Origin of the sequence: Amycolatopsis pigmentata, assembly GCF_042684065.1 — a bacterium.
In the GTDB taxonomy this organism is placed as follows: Bacteria; Actinomycetota; Actinomycetes; order Mycobacteriales; family Pseudonocardiaceae; genus Amycolatopsis_E; species Amycolatopsis_E pigmentata.
Genome location: NZ_JBHUKR010000007.1, coordinates 1,284,407 through 1,302,173, shown reverse-complemented (window position 1 = coordinate 1,302,173; position 17,767 = coordinate 1,284,407). Strand labels below are relative to the sequence as shown.

The 17,767-nt window shown below is 68.4% G+C and carries 16 protein-coding genes; 8 read left to right on the top strand and 8 right to left on the bottom strand.

Annotation, left to right across the window (positions count from 1 at the left end; genetic code table 11):
* The first annotated feature begins 19 nt into the window (after positions 1–19).
* The 7 genes from asnB to ACFSXZ_RS19300 are packed head-to-tail and all read left to right on the top strand — an operon-like array spanning position 20 to position 10,590.
* Complete coding sequence (gene asnB / locus ACFSXZ_RS19330; RefSeq protein ID WP_378266415.1) at positions 20–1,939, top strand: asparagine synthase (glutamine-hydrolyzing); 1,920 nt, start codon at positions 20–22, stop codon at positions 1,937–1,939.
* Positions 1,936–4,128 (top strand): bi-domain-containing oxidoreductase, encoded by a 2,193-nt coding sequence (locus ACFSXZ_RS19325; RefSeq protein WP_378266414.1) that lies wholly within the window; start codon positions 1,936–1,938, stop codon positions 4,126–4,128. Before asnB ends, ACFSXZ_RS19325 begins: the two co-directional genes overlap by 4 nt.
* Positions 4,125–6,056 (top strand): alginate lyase family protein, encoded by a 1,932-nt coding sequence (locus ACFSXZ_RS19320; RefSeq protein WP_378266413.1) that lies wholly within the window; start codon positions 4,125–4,127, stop codon positions 6,054–6,056. The genes ACFSXZ_RS19325 and ACFSXZ_RS19320 overlap by 4 nt, the downstream gene beginning before the upstream one ends.
* Complete coding sequence (locus ACFSXZ_RS19315; RefSeq protein ID WP_378266412.1) at positions 6,053–7,558, top strand: right-handed parallel beta-helix repeat-containing protein; 1,506 nt, start codon at positions 6,053–6,055, stop codon at positions 7,556–7,558. Before ACFSXZ_RS19320 ends, ACFSXZ_RS19315 begins: the two co-directional genes overlap by 4 nt.
* Positions 7,558–8,763 carry an O-antigen ligase domain-containing protein gene (locus ACFSXZ_RS19310; RefSeq protein WP_378266411.1) on the top strand — a complete coding sequence of 402 codons (1,206 nt, stop codon included), beginning with the start codon at positions 7,558–7,560 and terminating at the stop codon, positions 8,761–8,763. Before ACFSXZ_RS19315 ends, ACFSXZ_RS19310 begins: the two co-directional genes overlap by 1 nt.
* Positions 8,760–9,932: a glycosyltransferase gene (locus ACFSXZ_RS19305; protein WP_378266410.1), complete on the top strand. Its 1,173-nt coding sequence runs from the start codon at positions 8,760–8,762 to the stop codon at positions 9,930–9,932. The genes ACFSXZ_RS19310 and ACFSXZ_RS19305 overlap by 4 nt, the downstream gene beginning before the upstream one ends.
* A gap of 4 nt (positions 9,933–9,936) precedes the next feature.
* Positions 9,937–10,590: a phosphatase PAP2 family protein gene (locus tag ACFSXZ_RS19300; RefSeq protein ID WP_378266409.1), complete on the top strand. Its 654-nt coding sequence runs from the start codon at positions 9,937–9,939 to the stop codon at positions 10,588–10,590.
* Between the two features lie 8 nt (positions 10,591–10,598).
* On the opposite strand, the gene ACFSXZ_RS19295 is transcribed toward ACFSXZ_RS19300, so the two are convergent.
* The 3 genes from ACFSXZ_RS19295 to ACFSXZ_RS19285 form a co-directional block, all read right to left on the bottom strand.
* Positions 10,599–11,159, bottom strand: coding sequence for a DUF3558 family protein (locus tag ACFSXZ_RS19295; protein WP_378266408.1), 561 nt, complete (start codon positions 11,157–11,159; stop codon positions 10,599–10,601).
* A 24-nt stretch (positions 11,160–11,183) separates the two neighbouring features.
* Positions 11,184–11,639 carry a hypothetical protein gene (locus ACFSXZ_RS19290; protein ID WP_378266407.1) on the bottom strand — a complete coding sequence of 152 codons (456 nt, stop codon included), beginning with the start codon at positions 11,637–11,639 and terminating at the stop codon, positions 11,184–11,186.
* A 139-nt stretch (positions 11,640–11,778) separates the two neighbouring features.
* Complete coding sequence (locus tag ACFSXZ_RS19285) at positions 11,779–12,033, bottom strand: GntR family transcriptional regulator (RefSeq protein ID WP_378266406.1); 255 nt, start codon at positions 12,031–12,033, stop codon at positions 11,779–11,781.
* A gap of 124 nt (positions 12,034–12,157) precedes the next feature.
* On the opposite strand from ACFSXZ_RS19285, the gene ACFSXZ_RS19280 reads away from it, so the two are divergent.
* Positions 12,158–12,493 carry a hypothetical protein gene (locus ACFSXZ_RS19280; RefSeq protein ID WP_378266405.1) on the top strand — a complete coding sequence of 112 codons (336 nt, stop codon included), beginning with the start codon at positions 12,158–12,160 and terminating at the stop codon, positions 12,491–12,493.
* A gap of 62 nt (positions 12,494–12,555) precedes the next feature.
* On the opposite strand, the gene rfbC is transcribed toward ACFSXZ_RS19280, so the two are convergent.
* The 5 genes from rfbC to ACFSXZ_RS19255 form a co-directional block, all read right to left on the bottom strand.
* Positions 12,556–13,119, bottom strand: a complete 564-nt coding sequence (gene rfbC / locus ACFSXZ_RS19275) for a dTDP-4-dehydrorhamnose 3,5-epimerase (protein ID WP_378266404.1) — start codon at positions 13,117–13,119, stop codon at positions 12,556–12,558.
* Positions 13,116–14,351 (bottom strand): polysaccharide pyruvyl transferase family protein, encoded by a 1,236-nt coding sequence (locus tag ACFSXZ_RS19270; protein ID WP_378266403.1) that lies wholly within the window; start codon positions 14,349–14,351, stop codon positions 13,116–13,118. Before ACFSXZ_RS19270 ends, rfbC begins: the two co-directional genes overlap by 4 nt.
* A complete protein-coding gene (locus ACFSXZ_RS19265; protein WP_378266402.1) occupies positions 14,348–15,292 on the bottom strand; it encodes a glycosyltransferase family 2 protein in 945 nt (314 codons plus the stop codon). The genes ACFSXZ_RS19270 and ACFSXZ_RS19265 overlap by 4 nt, the downstream gene beginning before the upstream one ends.
* Positions 15,289–16,560, bottom strand: coding sequence for a hypothetical protein (locus tag ACFSXZ_RS19260; RefSeq protein ID WP_378266525.1), 1,272 nt, complete (start codon positions 16,558–16,560; stop codon positions 15,289–15,291). Before ACFSXZ_RS19260 ends, ACFSXZ_RS19265 begins: the two co-directional genes overlap by 4 nt.
* 181 nt (positions 16,561–16,741) lie before the next feature.
* Complete coding sequence (locus ACFSXZ_RS19255) at positions 16,742–17,767, bottom strand: NAD-dependent epimerase/dehydratase family protein (protein WP_378266401.1); 1,026 nt, start codon at positions 17,765–17,767, stop codon at positions 16,742–16,744.

Genomic DNA, 17,767 nt, shown 5'->3' with positions numbered 1-17,767 from the left:
CGCGGGGAGGTGGCGTGACATGTGCGGGATCGCGGGGACCTACCGCTGGCCGGACGGTGGCGCGGTGACCGAGCGGTTGACCAAGGCGCTGGCTCACCGCGGTCCCGACGGGACCGGGCACTACGCCCACCGGGGCGGGGACACCGAGGTCCATCTGGGACATCGGCGACTGTCCATTATAGACCTTTCCGAGACCGGCGCGCAGCCGATGATCTCCGACGGACTCGCCCTGGTCTACAACGGCGAGCTCTACAACTCTCCCGAACTTCGCGCCGAGCTGGAAGGCGCCGGTGTCCGGTTCCGCGGGACTTCCGACACCGAAGTGCTGTTGGAGGCCTGGCGACGGTGGGGGACCGACTGTCTGCCACGGCTCCGGGGCATGTTCGCGTTCGCCGTTTTCGACGAGCGCAGCGGGGATCTCGTTCTCGCCCGCGACCAACTGGGGATCAAACCGCTGTTCTTGACCCGCCGTGACGGCGGGCTCGCCTTCGCCTCGGAGCTCAAGGCACTGGCCGGTGAGCTGGGCGGGTCCCTGACCGTCGACCACACCACGCTCGTCGCCTCACTGCTCTACTACTGGGTGCCCGACAGCCGGTGTGCCTTTCGGGAGGCCGAGAAACTGCCGCCCGGGTCCTGGTTGCGGTGCCGCCCGGACGGCCGGATCGAGACCGGCCGCTACTTCTCGCTCCGGGAACTGGCCGAAGAGGCGCGCCACGCACCCGAGCCCGACCTGGCTGCCGTGATCGAGGAATCGACCAGGAAACACCTGCTGGCCGACGTGCCGGTCGCGACCTTCCTGTCGGGCGGGCTCGATTCCAGCTACCTCACCGCGCTGGCCGCACGGCACCGGCCCGGAATCTCCGCCTACACCATCGGTTTCCGTGCCGAGGACGCCAAGTTCGAAGCGATGCCGGACGATCTGCGTTACGCGCGCCAGGTCGCCGCCCGGTTCGGCGTCGACCTGCACGAGATCGAGATCGCGCCACGGGTGCTCGACGTGCTGCCGCGTATGGTGCAGTCCCTCGACGAACCGATCGGTGATCCCGCCGCGATCAACACGTTCCTGATCTGCACCGCGGCGCGCGAGGCCGGGGTCAAGGTGCTGCTGTCCGGCATGGGGGCCGACGAGCTGTTCGCCGGCTACCGCAAGCACTTCGCCAACCTGCTCGCCAGGCGCTACCAGCGGCTGCCCGGCGCGATCCGGTGGCCGGTCGAGTCCTTTGTGGACAAGATGCCGGTGGCCTCCGCGAAGCGCGGCTACCGTTCGGTCCGGTTCGCCAAGCGATTCCTCTCCTTCGCCGGGCTGCCCGAGGAAGCGGCCTTCCGTCGCAGCTACACCATGTACGACCGGGAAGAACTGCTGGGCCTGCTCGACCCCGGCCTGGCCGGTGCCGTCGACGACGTGCTGACCGAACACGCCGACACCTACCACGACAACGCTTTGGACGACTTCGTCAACCGCATGTGCCTCGCGGACACCCGGATGTTCCTGCCCGGCCTGAACCTCGCCTACACCGACCGGTCGAGCATGGCCGCGTCGACCGAGGTGCGCGTGCCGTTCGTGGACGTGGAAGTGGTCAAGGCGGCGTTCGCCCTGCCCGGCAGGCGGAAGATCGTGGGACGGCAGGGCAAGGCGGCACTGAAGCAGGCGGCCACCGCGATCCTCCCGAAGGAGATCGTCGACCGGCCCAAGGGCTTGTTCAGCGCGCCGCTGCGCGCGTGGATGAGCCGCGACCTGGCACCGGTCGTGCGCGAAGTGATCAACGAAGGCGTGCTGGTGCAGTCCGGCTTCCTCCGGCGCGACGCGCTGCGACGCCTCGTCGAGGAGGACGCCGCCGGCCGCCAGGACCGGTCCAAACATCTCTGGCACATCCTGACCTTGGAGTACTGGTACCGCGGTGCTGAAGCCGGAACCAAAAAAGAGTGGGGAGCGCCGTGAAGCAGGTCGTACAGAACTACAAGAGCGGGGAACTGGCATTGCTCGACGTGCCGGTACCCGCGTGCAAGCGGGGCGGGGTACTGGTCCGGACCCTCTACTCGCTGATCTCCACCGGAACCGAGATGATGAAGGTCTCCGAGGCCGGCCTGTCCATGGTCGGCAAGGCCCGGTCACGGCCGGACCAGGTCGCCAAGGTGATGGACAGCGTCACCACCAACGGTGTGCTGGCCACCTACCGCAAGGTGATCAACCGCCTCGACTCCTACACCCCTCTGGGCTACTCGCTCTGCGGCGTCGTGGAAGAAATCGGCGAAGGCATCACCGATGTCGCCGTCGGCGATCTGGTGGCGTGCGCGGGCAACGAACACGCGCTGCACGCCGAACTGAACTGGGTGCCCCGCAACCTCTACACCCCGGTGCCCGCGAAGGTCGCCGCACGGCACGCCGCGTTCGGCACCGTCGGTTCCATTGCCCTGCAGGGAGTCCGGCAGGGAGAGCCACAGCTTGGCGACATCGTGCTGGTGATCGGGCTCGGCCTGATCGGGCAGCTCGTGGTGCAGCTGCTGGTCGCTTCGGGCGCGCGAGTGATCGGCGCGGACCCCGACGCGAGCCGATGCCGGCTCGCCGAGTCGCTCGGCGCGCTGGTCTGCGGCGCGCCGGGTTCGTCCGAAGTGGACGCCGCCGTCGCCGAAATCAGCAACGGTCACGGCGTGGACCAGGTCTATCTCGCCGCCGGGGGCGACACGAACCAGCCGGTCGAACTCGCGGCGCGGCTCAGCCGTGACCGGGGCCGGGTCATCGACATCGGGAAGTGCAGCCTCGACCTGCCCTGGAACGCCTACTACGAAAAGGAACTCGACGTCCGGTTCTCCCGGTCGTACGGTCCCGGCCGTTACGACCCGGAATACGAACTGGAGGGCCGCGACTACCCGATCGGCTATGTGCGCTGGACCGAGCGCCGCAATCTGGAGTGCTTCCTCGACCTCATCGCGCGCGGCCGGGTCGATGTCGAACCGCTCATTTCGCACATCGCGGACTTCTCCACGGCGGTGGAGACCTATCGGCAGCTCGGTGACGGTGGCCTCAAGGCGGTCACGGTCCTGTTCCGCTACCCCGGGCCTGCCGAGCGGACTCCAGCCGGTGAACAGGAAATGAAGGCCGCGGGGAGTGGGGAAACGGCACGCAGCAAGCCCCGCACCTCCATCGGCTGGACGCCGCCCGGCCAGGCGGTGCGTGTCGCGTTCGTGGGCGCGGGAAACTACGCGTCCTCGATGCTGCTCCCCCATCTGGTCGGCCGTGACGACGTCCGGTTGCAGCAGGTCGTCACCACCTCCGCGCTTTCGGCGACGAACGCGCGCCACAAGTTCGGCTTCGCCGAGGTCTCCACCGATGTGGACGCCATGCTCGCCGATCCGTCGATCGACGCGGTGTTCGTGGTGACCCGCCACAGTTCCCATGCCGAACTGACCCGTCGGGCGCTGCTCGCGGGCAAGGCCGTGTTCGTGGAGAAACCACTGGCACTGTCCGAAGAGGACCTCGGCAAGGTGCTGGCCGCCGCGGAAGAGTCGGGAAACCATCGCCTTCAGGTCGGCTTCAACCGCCGGTTCGCGCCGTTGCTGCGGCAGGCGAAGGAGAACTTCGGCGCGCGCGTCGGCCCCGCGTCGGTCCGCTACCTCGTCAATGCCGGGCGGTTGGACGGCGGCAGCTGGTACGGGCGGCCGGAATCCGAGGGCAGCCGCTTCGCGGGCGAGGGCGGGCATTTCATCGACACCGTGACCTGGCTGCTCGACCTCGACCCGACATCGGTCTACGCCACCGCGACGCCCGGGCACGGCGACCTGCACGCACTGGTGCGCTACCCCGACGGTTCCACCGCGTCGATCACCTATGCCACCAGCGGGCACCCCGGTTTCCCCAAGGAAACGCTCGAAGTCGTGGCCGACGGCAAGATCCTGCGCTTCGACGACTTCCTGCGCGCTTCGGTGTATTCGCGCAAGCGGTGGTCGAGTTCCCGGATCCCCCGGGGCCGGGACAAGGGGCAGCGGGCGGAACTCGACGCCTTCATCGAAGCGGTCTCCACCGGAGGACCGATGCCGGTGCCGATCGAGTCGCTCGCCGCGACCACGCTGGCCACGCTCGCGGTCGAGCGGAGCGTCACCAGCGGAGCGCGGGTCGAGGTTCGCTCATGACGACCAGTCCCGGCTGGTATCTCCGGCGCCTGTCGCGGATGGGACCGTACGAGATCGCCGGTCGCGCCGTGGACACGGCCCGCCGCCGACAGTGGCGTGACGTGAGCAGCCGGCCATTGGCGGACCAGGCTTCCTGGCCTTACCCCGCGCTGTCCCGGGAAGCCCTGGCGGCCGCGCCGGCGGGCGCGAAGAACCGCCTGCTCGCGAGTGCGGACCGGATCATGAACGGCTATGCCGAGTACTTCGGCGTCATCCGTGACGACATGGTCAGTCCGGACTGGGCCTTCTGCCCGAAGACCGGCCGCCGCGCCCCCGACGGCCACGCCTTCGACATCCCTTACCGCGACGAAGAGATCGTCGGCGACATCAAGCAGATCTGGGAGCCGTCCCGGCACCAGCATCTGACCGTCCTCGCCGCGGCCTACGCGCTGACTGGTCAAGACCACTACGCCACCCGGGTGGCCGACCAGCTGAAGTCGTGGTGGACGGCCAATCCGCCGGGGCGCGGCGTGCACTGGATCAGCGGGATCGAACTCGGCATCCGCCTGATCTCGTGGGTCTGGGTGCGCCGCCTCCTGCAGGGCTGGCCGGGCGCACCCGCGCTGTTCGAGGAGAACCCGGAAGCCCGGCATCAGATCTGGCACCACCAGCGGTGGCTCGCCACTTTTCCCAGCCGTGGCTCGTCGGCCAACAATCACGTCATCGCCGAAGCCGCCGGCCGGCTCGCCGCGGCGTCGGCGTTCGGCTGGTTCCCGGAGTCCTCGCGATGGCAGGCCGGCGCGGCGCGCTCGCTCGACGAACACCTGCGGCGCAACACCTTCGACTCGGGCCTCAACCGCGAGCTGGCCACCGAGTACCACGGTCTCGTCCTCGAACTGGGCCTCGCGGCCGCGATCGAGGCGGAGGCGGCCGGATTCACCGTCCCCCGATCGACCTGGACCACCCTGGTCCGCATGACCGACGCGCTCGCGTCCATTGTGGACCAAAGGCTGCGCCCGCCGAGGCAGGGAGACGCCGACGACGGTCACGGTCTCGTGCTCGACGGCACCGGGACCGATCGCTGGGTCTCGTTGCTCGCCACGGGCAAGGTCCTCTTCGGACGTCTTCCCTGGTGGCCGGAGGTGCGCACGGACGACGTCCGGACGCCGCTGCTCGCGGCAGTCGCCTCGCCCCCGTCTCTGGAGAGCGTGGACCGGCCGTCCCTGCGCCGGGATCACTTCGCCGACGCCGGGCTCACGATCCTGCGGGCGGGCGACGTCTGGTGCCGCTGCGACGGCGGGCCGCATGGCTTCCTGTCGATCGCGGCGCACGCGCATGCCGACGCGCTGTCGCTCGAGGTGCGGCACCGCGGCGTCGACATCCTCGCCGATCCGGGCACCTTCTGTTATCACGGGCAACCGGCCTGGCGGTCCTATTTCCGTTCCACGCTCGGGCACAACACACTGGAACTCGGCGGACACGACCAGTCGGTCTCGGGCGGCCCTTTCCTCTGGACCCGGCACGCCCAGAGCAAGGTCCTCTCCGTCCAAACCCCCAAGACCGGCGCGGCCCGGTGGTGCGCCGAACACGACGGCTACCGGCCCCTCGTGCACCGGCGGTCGGTCGAACTCGACGAGTCCGAACTCAAGATCGTCGACGAGGTTCGCGAGGCGCGACGGCACCCGTGCAGGCTGGCCTTCCACCTCGGCCCGACGGTCGAAGTCCGCATCGAGGGCACCGAAGCCGAGCTGACCTGGCCGGGTGGTCGCGCGGTGCTCACGCTCCCGGCCGCTTTGTCCTGGCGCGCGCACCGCGGTGAGACCGATCCGCCACTCGGGTGGTACTCGCCGGGCTTCGGCCGTCGCGAACCGGCCTACGTCCTGATCGGAACCGGCTTCACCACGGAGGAAGCGCTGACCACAATGCTCCGTTTCGAGGTGCTCCCGTGACAGGCGTGTCGTGGCGGATCGCCGGGTTCGCCGCGCTGGTCCTGCTGGTCTCGGCCTGTTCGGGCAGCGGTGACGACATCGGCGTCCGGGACGCGGCGGAGACGCCGGCACCGACCGCGACAGTGTGCGGGAAGACGGTTCCGGGCCCGGCGTCGGCTCCGTCCGGCGCGGTCACCGTCGACCCGGCGGTCTCCGGGGGCCTCGCCGCCAAGACCCGATCGAGTCCTCCCGGGACCACCTTCTGGCTCATGCCCGGGACCCACCGGCTGAGCGACGAAAAGTACGACCAGGTCACCCCGAAGGACGGCGACACCTATCTCGGCGCTCCTGGCGCGGTCGTCGACGGACGCGGAGTCAACAAATACGCCTTCTCCGGGCACGCCTCGAACGTCACGATCCGCTTCCTCACGGTCCGCCGCTTCGCGGCCCCCCACGACGAGGGCGTGGTCAACCACGATTCCGGCGATGGCTGGATCCTCGAACACGACACGATCGAGGCGAACTCCGGCGCCGGGATCATGGCCGGCGCCCGCCAGCAGGTGCGTGGCAACTGCCTGCGCGACAACGGTCAGTACGGCATGAACGCCTTCAAGGACGGCAACACCATCACGAACCTGGTGGTCGAAGGCAACGAGATCGCCGGGAACAACACCGACGACTGGGAAACCCGCGAGCCCGGCTGCGGATGCAGCGGCGGCGTCAAGTTCTGGGCGGTCAACGGCGCCGACGTGCGCGGCAACTGGGTCCACGGCAACCACGGGCCCGGGCTGTGGGCGGACACCGACGACAACGACTTCCTCATCGAGAACAACCTGATCGAGGAGAACGAAAACGCCGCGATCATGTACGAGATCAGCTACAACGCCACCATCCGCGGCAACACGATCCGGCGGAACAACTGGGCCGAAGGCCGCAAGTTCGCCGCCCGTGGAGACAGCTTCCCGGTCGCCGCGATCTACATCTCCGAATCCGGTGGCGAGCCGAGGGTGCCCGCGCGCACCGACAAGATCGACATCTACGGCAACACCCTGCAGGACAACTGGTCCGGCATCACGCTGTGGGAAAACGCCGACCGATTCTGCAACAGTCCCGCGAACACCTCCACCGGTACCTGCACGCTGCTCGTGCCCGACCCCAACCGGTGCACGCAGCCGGGCATCGCCACGCAACCGCTCAACTCCGACTGCCGGTGGAAGACCCAGCGCGCCGACATCCACGACAACCGGTTCAGCCTGGACACCACGGTCGTCGGATGCACTACGGCCTGCGGAAGGATGGCGGTGCTCGCGAACTACGGCACCTACCCGGACTGGTCGCCGTACAAGGGCGAAGCCGTGCGCGACGCGATCACCTTCGGACAGGGCAACACCTGGCACGGCAACACCTACATCGGTCCGTGGACCTTCATGCCGCACGGCACCGATCGCGTCCTCACCATGACGGAGTGGCAAGCCGCGCCGTATCGGCAGGATGCCGGCAGCACGGTCAGGAACCACAGCTGATGGAACTCGTCGACATCCGCCGCGTGCCGCAAGCAGCACCGGAACAATCCGGGACACCCCGCCTGGTGGGCGCGGTCTGGGCACTGCTGGCGATCAACACGCTCGGGTCGATCGGGGTCGTCACCATCGTCCGGATTCCCCGGTCGCTCATCCAGCTGATCACGATGGGATCGCTGATGGCCGCGTTCGGGCTGGCGCTGGCCCTCAATCCCCGGATCCGGATCCGGCCCAGCGCCTACCTGACGTTGCTCTCGCTGCTGCTCGCGGTGAGCGTGGTGTCCAGCCTGCGGCTGGAATCCGGGTACGGGTCGCTGTTCCGCTGTTTCCGCCTGTTCGTGTTCATCGCGACGCTGTGGTTGCTCACCCGTTGGTGGGACGGGCGGCCGACCTTCGTCCGCTACCACGTCCGGATGCTCACCGTGGTCCTCGCTTCGGTGGTGGCGGGCCTGCTGATCTCACCCGGAAAGGCGATGCCGGGCACCTACGAGGGCCGGTTGATCGACGCGATCTGGCCGCTCACCCCGCCCCAGGTGGCGCACTACGCCGCCATCGCCGCGGGGCTCACCTTGCTGCTGTGGCTGGGCCGGGAAACCACCAGGTTCAGCGCGCTCGCGATCGTCGTGCCCGCGCTGGGTGTGCTGATGCTGAGTCACACCCGGACCGCCACCCTCGGCCTGGTCATCGGGCTGGTGATCGCCGCCGTGTCGCTCGTCCCGACCAGCGTCCGCGCGCGGAGAGTGTTCACCTGGGGCACGCTCTCGGCCGTGCTGGTGGCGATGGTCGCCGGTCCGCTGCTGGTCGCATGGTTTCAGCGCGGGCAGAGCCAGGAAAACCTCTCGAGCCTGACCGGGCGAGCCAAGGTCTGGGACGCACTGCTCAGCGCACCGCGCACCACGCTGGAAAACCTGCTCGGCTTCGGGCTCGGCGACAAGTCGTATGGGGGACTGCCCATCGACAGCAGCTGGCTCGCGGTCTTCCACGAACAGGGTTACGCGGGCGTGGTGCTCGTCGCGGCCTTCCTGCTCGTCCTGCTCACCGTCGCGCTGCTGCAGCCGCCTTCACTCTCGCGGGCGTGCGCGTTGTTCCTGATCGTGTACTGCCTGAGCGCCTCCTACACCGAAGCCGGCCTGGGTGACGCGTCACCGTATCTGCTGAACCTGGCCATCGCCGGGTCCCTGCTCGCGGGACGGGAGACGGCGACGTGAAGGTGCTCGTGGTGCACAACCGGTACCGGTCGGAACAACCGAGCGGGGAGAACAACGTCGTCGACCAGGAGGTCGCGTTGCTCGCCGGCGCCGGCCATGAGGTCGGCGTTTTCGAACGGCGCAGCGACGACATCGCCACGATGTCGCTGCCGCGCAAGGCGACCGTTCCCCTGCGCGTTCCGTGGAACGCGCGGGCTCGCGCCGACTTGACCGCCCGTCTGCACCGGGACCGGCCGGACGTGGTGCACATCCACAACACGTTTCCGCTGTTGTCGCCGTCGGTCCTGGCGGCCTGCACCGATGTCGGTGTGCCCGCCGTGGCGACCCTGCACAACTACACGCAGATCTGCCCGCCGGGGACGCTCTACCGTGACGGCCGGATCTGCGGCGAATGCGCTGGCAGCCACCCGATACCGGCCGTGCGGCACGGGTGTTATCGCGGCTCGGCGCTGGCGACCGTGCCGATGGCGGTCGGACTGGCGGTGAACCGGCGGCGATGGTGGTCCGGCATCACCCGGTTCTTCTGCATTTCCGGCGCACAGCGGGAAATCCTGGTCCAGGGCGGGATGCCCGCCGAGAAGATGATCGTGAAACACAACTTCGTCGCCGACCCCGGAACCCGGCGCCACGGAACCGGGGAGCACGTGCTCTTCCTCGGCAGGCTCACCGAGGAGAAGGGCGTTCGCCTGCTGATGACCGCGTGGGAAGCGTGCGCGGGTGAACTCGGCGTGCCGCTGGTCATCGCCGGAGCCGGTCCGATGCGGACCGAGGTCGAACAGTGGGTGGCCAGCCGCGGTGACGTGCGATATCTGGGCTTGAAGGACCCCGCGGAATGCCGCGAACTGCTCGCCCGATCCGTCGCGGTGGTCGCACCATCGACGTGGCTGGAAGCGTTCGGACTGGTGGTGGTGGAAGCGATGGCGGCCGCCGTGCCCGCGGTCGCCCCCGCGCACGGCGCGTTCCCCGAACTCGTCGAGGACGGTGTGACCGGGCTCCTGCACCGGCCGCATGATCCCGCGTCGCTGGCCGACTGCCTTCGCCGGATCGGGTCAGAGCGCAACCACACCATGGGTACCGAGGCCAGGCGCCGCTACGAACGCGACTTCACCCCCGCCGCAGGCCTGGAGCGCCTACTGTCGGGCTACGAATCAGCGATCAAAGAGGGGTGATCGGGTGACGCGCAGCGAGATCCGCGACCCGCTGCCCGTCGCGCTCGACCCGAGGCTGCGGCGCGCGCTGACCATCGTCGCGCTCGCCGCCACGCTCGTGGTGATCACCTTGGGGACGCTGTACTTCGCCGGCGGCACCCTCGGCGCGTTCGACAACCACGCCGAACCGCTCGCGGGCCCACGCCCCCCATGGCACGATTTCGCGGTCCTCATCGACTTCTGCGGCGAACCGATCGGCTCGACGATTCTGACCGCCGGTGCGGTAGCCGCCTGCCTCGTGGCACACCGGGTCCGGATGGCCGTCCTCACGGTTCTCGGCGTCGGCCTGTCGGTCGCGGCGACCGCGCTGCTCAAGCCCTTGGTCGGCCGCACCATCCACGGCGTCTACCTGTCGTTCCCCAGCGGCCACACCGCCTTCGCGACCGCGCTCGCCCTGCTCCTGGCCCTGCTGGCCATCGACGTACTACGACTTGGCACGCGTACGGCCGCCATTGTCCTGGTGGCCATGGTGCTCCCCGCCGGAGCCGCGATGGGCTGGACCGAAGTCGTCGTCAGCGCCCACTACCCGACCGACACCGTCGGCGGCTTCTGCACCGCCCTCGCGGTTGTCCCGGCCACGGCCTGGCTCATGGGGCGCGTCCGGATCCCACGACGCTGAGCCGCGACTCAGGACGCAGGCAACCTCGGCTCGACAAAGTCGGAGACCTTACTCACCACGGAACACGCGACATTGGTCGTATCACTGGTCGCCGCGTTGATGTCAACACGGCCAGAGCCAACAGCGATGCCGACGATACACGTGCCATTTCCTTCGTTTCTCTTTATTTCTTTTGCCGGACGCCCGCCCGTTGTCCGCGCGTCCGAAGCCGCACCACCCGGTTTGATGACCATGTCATCAATCCTCTGACCAGGACGCACCGTGACGCCGAACGTTATCGCATGAGAACCATTCGTCACCGAACCGCTCCATTTGCAGTCACTGGTACCCGGGCCGCCCTGTTCCCCCTGGTCCACATGGGGTCCGGCGTTCGGCACTGCCTGCTTGGCTTCGTCATCGGTGAGGAGGCTGCACGCTTTGAGGCCACTAAGACCAGGCACCACTGTGCCGGATGACGACGCGGCCGACTGGCCGGCGCTCGGCACAGCCTGCCCCGTCTGCGTATTGGTGCAGGCGGCGACAAACAGTCCTGCGGCCGCAATGACTGTGGTGAGGGCTGCTCGGCGCACCCGTATCCTCCGCGTCGACTGTGGCTACTTGAGAACCTGGACGTTACCGTGCTCGTTCTCCTGGTACGCCTTTCTGGCCTGGTTCAGGGCGTCCCGAGTCGTGTTCAGAATCTCGCCAAGTTGGTCCGCTACCGCATCAGCGGACTGGGTCAGACCCGTGCCGCCCTTCTGCACGTGTGCGGCAACCTTCTGCGCATAGTCGCTAGTGCCGAGTTTCGGTGCCTGCGCCACGGTGGATACGTTGCGCCGGAGATCCTGCAGATGCGCGTCGCAGTCGTTGAGGGCTTGCATGAAGGAGTTGAAGCCTGCCTCGCTGATGCGGATCTTGCCCGCCGACGCGGCGTCCTTCAGGCCCTGTGCGGCCTGCTGCGCCTGAGCGAGAGCCGCGCTGCTGACCCCGGCATCGACGGCCTGGACTGCCGCGCCGATGACGCCGCCAAACAGGCCCGTCGAGCTGCCGCCGTCCTCGATAATCGCCATCTCGGTACCTCCCTGCCCGTGTCCGCGAACTCAAGGTAGCAGCGGACTGACGCGGACTGACGCGGTTCGGTGATATTCCCGCCCTTGAAAGTCAGGTGCGGACCAGTCGACCTCGGCCGGTGGCCGCAGGCTTCATTGCTCACTGGTCGGCCACATACGTGCCCTTGCCGTTGGTGACCACGACCAGACCCTCATCTCGCAGCTTCCGCACGGCCTTGACGGCGGTGTCGCGGGCTACCCCGTAGATCTCTCCCAGTTCCGGCCCGGACGGGAGGCGCGACTTCGCGGGGAGCGCGCCGGATGCGATGTCACTCCGCAGGTCGTCGGCTACCTGGACCCATACGGGTGTCGGGCTGTCCCTGTCGATGCGGATGGCCCGGTCGTCCCATGACATAACGTGACCATAGGAAGTGCCGGTCACCAATACGCTGTTATATACAGGTATAGGTAGCTATAGGTAGGTGTAGCAAGTACCATTGTGACAAGCAGTTACATCTGTAAGACGGATGGTGATCACAATGGCGGACGACGCGCTCTGGGTGGAGGTGGCCGAAGCCGTCTACGGCGTCCGGCATGGCAACGCCAGGCCTCCGACTTCCGCCAATACCGATCTCCTCCAGTGGATGAGCGAGTTGCCCACGAGGGACCCCAACAAGACCCTGCACTGGGTGCCGACCGGGATAGACCCCGCGGCGTGGCGTAACGCGCCGATCGGGTCGTGGGTGCCTGTGTGTGATGACGAACTGCCGGTAGGGCCGCTCTACCGCCACGAAGAAGCGTCAGAAGCGCTGCGGACACGCAGAATTTGCCAGGAATGCTATGCCGAACGGCAGAGAAGAGGGCCGATGGCCTGAACCGTCCGCCCTGCGCGGGAAATCCACGAAGCCGGCCCGTCCAAGGATGAGGAAGGCCAGTCTCAGCGCGGGTTCGGCCAGCCCATCTTCAGCCTGACCTCGGCCAGCGTCGGCGCCTTGGCGTCCCGCTCGGACATCAGGGTCACCGGAAGCGGCCAGGGGATGGCGAGTTCGGGATCGTCGAAGGCGATGGTGACGTCTTCGGCAGGGTCGTGTTCGCGGTCGATCCGGTACGACACGTCGGCCGGCTCGGTCAGTGCCTGGAAGCCGTGCGCGCATCCGGCGGGGACGTAGAGCGTGAACTGCGTGCGGCCCGACAGTTCGACGATTTCCCGGTTGCCGTAGGTGGGCGAATCCGGGCGCAGGTCGACGATCACGTCGAAGACCGCGCCGTAGGAACAGCGGACGAGCTTCGACTCGCCCGCCCCCGAACGCAGGTGCATTCCGCGCACGACTCCTTGCCGTGACCGGGAAACGCTGTCCTGGACGAACGACCAGGGGTCGATGCCCGCCGAGCGGACGACGGCCGCGTCGAAGGTGCGGGAGAAGAACCCCCGCTCGTCCGAATGCGGGGTGGGCACGAACAAACAGGCACCGGCGACGCGCGGAACCGGCACGGTCTTCATGACATCACCTTCGAAAGGACGTCGAACTGCCGCCGCAACTCCCCCGCGTTGGCCTGGTTTCGTTCCGCCATGGTGCGGATCAGCTTATCCCGTTCGCGTTCGAGCGCGGTGAACTGCTCGACCAGCAACCGGAAGTCGACCGAATCGGCCCGCTGGCAGTACTCGGCGAGACCCATTTCCGCCATCAGCACGTCGTTCTTCTGCGCATAACCGATCGACAGCGTGGGTTTGGCGAGCTTCACCGCGCACAACACGTTGTGGTACCGGGTGGCCACGACCGTGCGCACGGCCGACATCTCGCGCATGAGATCGTCCAACGAGGACACCGCCGGCGCGGTCACCCACGCCGGGTCGAGGTCGGGCCTGCCGGATCGCACGTCCGCGAGAATCTCCCGTACCACGACCTGATCGGTCCTGTCCCCGATGAACAGCCGGACCTGATGGCCGTTGTCGACCAGCCAGCGGACGAACTTCTTGATCTCCGTGAGGTAGTTGGCGCGAATCTGGCGCGCGTGGGCGCGGTCGTCGTTACCGCCGTGGTAGTCCATCACGCCGACGCCGACGATGTCCGCACCACCCGGTTCGGCGACGGGCATCGGTAACGAGAACACCAGGTCGGGGTAGACCTCGTCCCGTGAGGTGTCGACGCCCATGCGGCGCAACGCTTCCTTGGACATGACGTCACGGAAGGACCGGTAGTACGCCAGTTTCGCGGCTGTGGTGAACATCAGTCGCGTCAACCGCTTGTTGATCACCATGGCTCCGACGGCCACCAGCGAGACCTTCGTCCGGAACAACCGTCCCGCCACGCACAACACGCACACGGCGTAGGGAAAACCCCAGGCGCGCAACGGAAGCGTCGCCTCCAGCGTGCCCATGCCCGGCACGATCACGACGTCATGGCGCGCGACCCACCGCGCCGTCCGGACCGCGTCGACGGCTTTCCCCAGCGCCTTCAGGATGTTCAGGGTCAGTCGCGACCCGGAGCGACGCTTCCCGTGATACCAGTTCAGTGGGATCGCGGGCAGACCGTAGCGCTCCCGCATCGCCTCCGGTCCCATGCACATGAAATCCACGACGACATCGGGATGCCGCTCCTCGAGGAATCGGACCAGCGCCTTGGCCGAGCCGTCATTGCCGAGGTTGCCCGACCCCAGTAGTCCGAACAGACCGACTCGCAGCGCCGTGCGGTTCCGGGTCCGGGCGATCAGGGCTCCACCATTGTGGATCACGCCGCCTCCTGTCCGGCGACGACCGTGGCGACGGACATGGCGGTGAGGTCGACCTCGGCGGCGGGCTGGTCGGTCACCTCTCCCCAGGAGTCACGGCCGGCCCGGCTCACGGTCCATTGCGCGAGGGCGCGGTAGCACTCGCGGCGCTCGGCGGTGGTCAGCGGCGCGCGCCGGATCATCGAGATGTAGGCCCACACGTACTCCCCGAACAGGCGAGCGACCGGATGCCGGAACCGGTTGGCGCGGCGCGGGTCGAGGTTCGCGCATCGTCTGCGCACCGTCGGGCAGGCGCGTTCCGCTCGGTCCGGGTGGTCCCGCCGGAAATAGAGCCAGTCGGGAACCTGGTGGAACGGACCTTGCAGGGCGAGTTCGGTGACGAAGGTGCGATCCGCGTGGTGGTGGCTGCCGAGTGGCTTCGCCCGGCGCAGCACCTCCGACCGGAAGACCGCGCCGTCGTCGTCACCACCGTTGGCGAAGAGCATGCTCCGGAACCGCTCGGCGGCGCTCGGCGAAGCCGTCGCGAGCGGGTAGGCGATCGCGCGAGTGACCGCGCCCGTCCCGTCGATCATCGCGGTCCAGGCGTGCGCGGCCACCACGTGCGGGTACTCGTCGAGCGCGTCGACACAGCGTCGCAGCAGCTCACGACCGAAAAGGTCGTCGTGGCACGCCCACTTGAACAGTTCGGACTCCGACTGCCGGAAGACGAAACCGTGGTTGGGCGCGAGCCCGATGTTCCGCGGCTGCCGGAAGTAACGGATCCGCGGATCGCGCGCCGCGTAGTGACGGCAGATCTCCTCCGTTCCGTCCGTCGAGGCGTTGTCACCGATGATCAGCTCGAAGTCGGCATACGTCTGGCCGAGCAGCGCCTCGATCGCCTCGGCGAGGTAGTTTTCGCCGTTGTAGACCGGGAGGCCGACGCTCAGCCGGGGAATGTGTCTCATGCTCGTCTCTCCTCGACTTCGCGCGGGCCTGATGGCGGAACGCTTTGCCTGGCGCGCACGGTCATGGTCCTTTCCTTGAGTCCGCGGGAAAGCTGGAACCACCACACGAGCGCCCCGCTCGTCGTCGCGACGGCGGCGCCCCAGGCCGACCCGGCCGCACCGGCCACCACCGCGCCGAGCAGGCCGCCGACGACGTAGAAGCTGGACGCCAGCAGCTGCGTCGGCATGCTTCGCCGCGCGGCTCCGAGTGCGCGGAGGCCGACCTGCGCGCCGGTGATGAAGCTGGCCCCGGCGATGGACAACGTCGCCGGCACGATCAACGCCGACGCCAGCGGCCAGACCGGGCCGAGCACGAACCAGCCCGCCCGGTCGGGCAGTACAAGCAAGGCCAGCCCCCACACGAGCGCGGCGACCGCCTGAGCGGCACCCAGCAGGAAACAGAACTGGCGCAGCTTGTGCGGGGCCCTGCGCAACACTCGCGACGCTTCACCGACGGTGACCAGCGACAGTCCCATGAGGACCGCCGTGAACGGCCCGAGCAGGAGTTCCGCCCCACGGACCGTGCCCACCGCGGCCAGCCCCGCGATCCCGCCCAGACCGTACATCCGCAACTGGTAGGCACCACTGTTGCTGACGTTTTCGAGCAGATAGCGCGGTGCGAGCTCACGCTGTTCCCGTAGCCAGTCACGAGTCGCGGCGACGCGCGGGAAAATTCCGGTCTGGATACAGCCGAAAGCCGCGGCGATGGCGGCGGAGGCCCCCCAGGCCAGTACGAACGACGAGATGGTGCCGAAGCGGTCGGCGAGGACCATCGCGGGAATCAGCATGATTCCCCAGACCAGATCGTTGGCGAAGGCCTTCCGGCCCGCTCCGGCGGCGAAGAAGGCGAACCGCCAGCTGTCCTGCATCAGCAACGCCGGCAGCATGATCCCCAGGCAGATGAAGGCGTGCGCGAGCGAGCCGTGCAGGAAGGCCCCGATGACGAGGCACACGGCGCCGGCTGCCGCACCGGCGGCCAAGGCCGTGCCACCGGATCGTGCCACCGCGCGCCGCCAGAGCTGGGTGCTCACTCCGCTGAACCGCACCATGAGCGGGTCGGTGGCGAGCCCTCGCGACACGTTGAGCGAGACACTGTAAGTGACCATGGCGAGCCCGAAGATGCCGAACGCGGTGGCCCCCAGCGACCGCGCGACATAACTGCCGACGGCGAAGTTGGTCAGACTGGACACCGCTTGGTCGGCGAGTCCCCAGCTCACTCGCCCCGCCATCGCCCGCCGGGCGCTGCGCAGCGTCCCCTTCGCGGCATGGGTCGGCCACGAACCCACGGGCAGGCTGTGCCGTCTCTGGCCACGAAGGCGATGCCTGCCCTGGTAGCGACGAGAGGAACCAGCTCCCTGAATGGTCACCGTGTTTCCTCCGCGAGTCCGCCGAGAGCCGGCACGGGGGGTGTCACGGGAGCGGCCGCAGCGTCGCGTCCACCTTGCCCGCCTCCACCTGGTCACGCAGCCAGGCCAGCCGTGTGAAACGGCGATCGAAGTTGTGCGTGGTCAGCCCGAGCCGCTGGTAGGCGTCGGCCAACTCGATGGCGCCGTCCTTGACCGTCCACTCGCACTCGAATTCCGGGACCGCCTGGCGGAACCGCGAGAAGTCCACCCGGTAGGAACGCGGGTCCGCGCCGGCCTCCCCGGTGATCGTCAACCGCGAGCCGGGCACCGCCTCGACGACCTGCTCGGCGATCTGCGCGACGGTCACGTTGTTCCGTTCGGTGCCGATGTTGAACGCCTTGGCGTGCACGGCCTCCCGGGGCGCGACCAGAGCGGCGGCGAAGGCACGGGCGATGTCGTGGGCGTGCACGAGCGGCCGCCACGGAGTCCCGTCGGAAAGCACTCGCACCACGCCGGTCAGGAACGCGTGACCGACCAGGTTGTTGAGCACGATGTCGGCGCGCAGCCGCGGCGAAAAGCCGAACGCGGTGGCATTGCGGAGGAACACCGGGGTGAACCGTTCGTCGGCCAGCTCGTGCAGGTCATCCTCGACGCGGACCTTCGACTCGGCGTACGGCGTCACCGGCCGCAGCGGCGCGTCCTCGCCGACCAGGTCGTCGCCGCCGGAAGCCCCGTAGACGGAGCAGGTCGAGGCGTAGAGGAACCGGCTGACACCGGCGTCCCTGGCCAGCCGGGCAAGCCACACCGACGACCGGTGGTTGATCGCGTAGGTGAGGTCGGGATCGAGCGCGCCGAGTGGATCGTTGGACAACGCGGCGAGGTGGATCACGGCGTCCACTTCGGACAGATGCCGGACGGTCGTGTCCCGGAGGTCGACCTGGTGGCCCGCCGGGTCATCGGGCCGCGGTCCCAGCAGGCAGTTCGCGAACAGGCCGGAGTCCAGCCCGATCACCTCGTGACCGGCGGCGGCGAGCACCGGGGCCATCACGCTGCCCAGGTACCCCTGGTGCCCCGTCAACAGAACCCGCAT

What these genes read in the sequence shown, in the direction of transcription:
- ACFSXZ_RS19290 (WP_378266407.1), bottom strand. Translation starts at nt 11,639, where the DNA reads ATGGCGATTATCGAGGACGGCGGCAGCTCGACGGGCCTGTTTGGCGGC.
- asnB (WP_378266415.1), top strand. Translation starts at nt 20, where the DNA reads ATGTGCGGGATCGCGGGGACCTACCGCTGGCCGGACGGTGGCGCGGTG.
- ACFSXZ_RS19260 (WP_378266525.1), bottom strand. Translation starts at nt 16,560, where the DNA reads ATGGCGGGGCGAGTGAGCTGGGGACTCGCCGACCAAGCGGTGTCCAGT.
- ACFSXZ_RS19280 (WP_378266405.1), top strand. Translation starts at nt 12,158, where the DNA reads ATGGCGGACGACGCGCTCTGGGTGGAGGTGGCCGAAGCCGTCTACGGC.
- ACFSXZ_RS19265 (WP_378266402.1), bottom strand. Translation starts at nt 15,292, where the DNA reads ATGAGACACATTCCCCGGCTGAGCGTCGGCCTCCCGGTCTACAACGGC.
- ACFSXZ_RS19310 (WP_378266411.1), top strand. Translation starts at nt 7,558, where the DNA reads ATGGAACTCGTCGACATCCGCCGCGTGCCGCAAGCAGCACCGGAACAA.
- ACFSXZ_RS19320 (WP_378266413.1), top strand. Translation starts at nt 4,125, where the DNA reads ATGACGACCAGTCCCGGCTGGTATCTCCGGCGCCTGTCGCGGATGGGA.
- ACFSXZ_RS19255 (WP_378266401.1), bottom strand. Translation starts at nt 17,767, where the DNA reads ATGCGGGTTCTGTTGACGGGGCACCAGGGGTACCTGGGCAGCGTGATG.
- rfbC (WP_378266404.1), bottom strand. Translation starts at nt 13,119, where the DNA reads ATGAAGACCGTGCCGGTTCCGCGCGTCGCCGGTGCCTGTTTGTTCGTG.
- ACFSXZ_RS19285 (WP_378266406.1), bottom strand. Translation starts at nt 12,033, where the DNA reads ATGTCATGGGACGACCGGGCCATCCGCATCGACAGGGACAGCCCGACA.